At 58.3% G+C, this 1,975-nt stretch carries 3 protein-coding genes; all 3 read left to right on the forward strand.

Features of this window, described 5'->3' with window-relative positions; translation table 11 throughout:
* Positions 1–78: 78 nt before the first annotated feature.
* The 3 genes from FHD67_RS20050 to FHD67_RS21015 all read left to right on the forward strand — a co-directional run bounded on the left by FHD67_RS20050 (position 79) and on the right by FHD67_RS21015 (position 1,878).
* A complete protein-coding gene (locus tag FHD67_RS20050) occupies positions 79–948 on the forward strand; it encodes a DUF932 domain-containing protein (protein ID WP_127899884.1) in 870 nt (289 codons plus the stop codon).
* Positions 949–1,003: 55 nt separating this feature from the next.
* Positions 1,004–1,294 carry a hypothetical protein gene (locus FHD67_RS20055; protein WP_127899883.1) on the forward strand — a complete coding sequence of 97 codons (291 nt, stop codon included), beginning with the start codon at positions 1,004–1,006 and terminating at the stop codon, positions 1,292–1,294.
* A 134-nt stretch (positions 1,295–1,428) separates the two neighbouring features.
* Complete coding sequence (locus tag FHD67_RS21015; RefSeq protein WP_240542608.1) at positions 1,429–1,878, forward strand: hypothetical protein; 450 nt, start codon at positions 1,429–1,431, stop codon at positions 1,876–1,878.
* Positions 1,879–1,975: the final 97 nt, after the last annotated feature.

Genomic DNA, 1,975 nt, shown 5'->3' on the forward strand with positions numbered 1-1,975 from the left:
ACCAGACCGACGAGGCGCAGCCCATCGGCGGAAGGAGGCACCAAGCCCCCACGCCATCGCCACGAAAAGGAAACGACTATGACCATTCACAATTTTTCCCGTTTTATGCGCGGCATGAGCGCAGGCAATCGCATCACGGGCCGGGGTGAGGCCCTTAGCGATGAGCAGCTTCGCGCAGCCGTCCCGTCGATTTTTGCGACCGACGCCCACGAAAGCCGCAGCGCCCGCTTCGCGCCGGTCCCTACCATCACGGTTCTTGACGGCTTGCGCGCCGAAGGGTTTGAACCGTTCAGCGCCGTTCAGGCACGCACCCGGATTGAAGGCAAAGCGGAATACACCAAGCACATGCTGCGCCTGCGCCACCGGTCCTTGACCAATACCGAAGGCGATGCTTTTGAGATTGTGCTGGTCAATGCCAATGACGGGACAAGTGCCTATCACATGATGCCGGGGTTTTTCCGGTTCGTTTGCGAAAACGGCTTGATGACTGGCGAGACGTTCAATGAGGTGAGGGTTCGTCATTCCGGCAATGCCATCGGGGAAGTTATCGAAGGCGCTTACAGCGTCCTAGAGGATGCCCCCGTGGTGGTGGATCAGGTTTCGCGTTGGAAATCCATTGCCCTGCGGGACATTGAGCGCGAGGCACTGGCAGAAGCCGCCCACACGCTGCGTTTTCCTACTGCCGACGAAGCCAAGCCCGCGGCCATTCAGGCTGACGCCCTTTTGCGCCCCCGCCGTTCTGCGGATCGTGCCACCGATCTTTGGACGGCTTTCAACGTTGTGCAGGAAAATACGATCAAAGGCGGACTTACAGGCCGCGTTCGTGATGCCAACGGGCGCACCGTTCGCCGGAGTACCCGTGAGGTTGCCGGGATCGACCAGAACCGTTCCTTGAACCGAGCCCTTTGGATGCTGACCGAACGGATGGCTGAAATCAAAGCTGGATGAATGCCGCAGGCAGGGCCGCAAGGCCCTGCCACCTTTCCAATGGGACAACGGTGCAATGATGGATGATCTTTTTCCCGATACGATCAACAAAAGCGAACACGGCGCAACGTGGTGGGCCGGAAACTGGGAGTGTCGCAACTGGAACGGCTACTTTCAGAGCCGGGAGAGTGGACGAGGCAACTGGTGTTTTCAGGTGCCATGGTTTTCCAACGATAACCTGACCTGCAGCGTTTATGCCATAGACGCCAACGGCCAGCCTCAGACGCGCGACTTGATTCCAATTGACCAAGAGAACCGCATCACAATCCAAGGGCGTAAATATTCGCGGGACTTTTGGCACCACTAAGAAAAGCCCATCCTGACCGAAGGCAAACGCAGCTCAGGTGACCAAGTCGACCAGGGCAAAGATACCCTGGTCGGCTTGGTCTGGCGCTATCCGCGCAGGAGGCCGGTTCCGGCTAAGAACAGAAAGGCGCGGCAATGCCGCGCCTTGTGCTTTTTTATAAGGTCGAGGTTCCGAACAGAGCCCGGTTGTCCAGCCCGCAAGGGAACGACCTTGGGAGTGGACGCAGCGGGCCGGAGCAGGCTGTAAGCGAGACCACAGGGATCGAGCGTCAGCCTGTGGGCAACCGGGCAGGCGGTTGCGTCTGGTTTCAGCTTTTCGATTTTCATCCGAACTTGTCTCTTGCCGCCAGTATCAGGCAAAATCGACGGATGAAGATCACGCACACCGAATCCACTTTCACAATGTCTGGAACCCATTGGGCGGGCACCTATCCTATTGAAGAACTGACGGTTCAACTGGCTTTCTACAGAAGGATGCGAACTGACTTTCCTAAATCTGGCACGGCTTACAACGCGTCCATAGAAGGACTGGAGGCTTTAGCGCTCAAGCTGGGTGTCCAGATCCCCATGGAGGTCAACCCATAGCTAACCGGGATCATGTCGCATCCCGTCCTTTGTCCGGGACCGCGCTCTAGGCTTGGCCGGCATGAGCCGGCCTGCGCCCCGAGCCTATGCCCCTACC

The sequence above is a fragment of the Paracoccus haeundaensis genome (genome assembly GCF_006239215.1).
GTDB classification, from domain to species: Bacteria; Pseudomonadota; Alphaproteobacteria; order Rhodobacterales; family Rhodobacteraceae; genus Paracoccus; species Paracoccus marcusii.

What these genes read in the sequence shown, in the direction of transcription:
- FHD67_RS20050 (WP_127899884.1), top strand. Translation starts at nt 79, where the DNA reads ATGACCATTCACAATTTTTCCCGTTTTATGCGCGGCATGAGCGCAGGC.
- FHD67_RS20055 (WP_127899883.1), top strand. Translation starts at nt 1,004, where the DNA reads ATGATGGATGATCTTTTTCCCGATACGATCAACAAAAGCGAACACGGC.
- FHD67_RS21015 (WP_240542608.1), top strand. Translation starts at nt 1,429, where the DNA reads ATGCCGCGCCTTGTGCTTTTTTATAAGGTCGAGGTTCCGAACAGAGCC.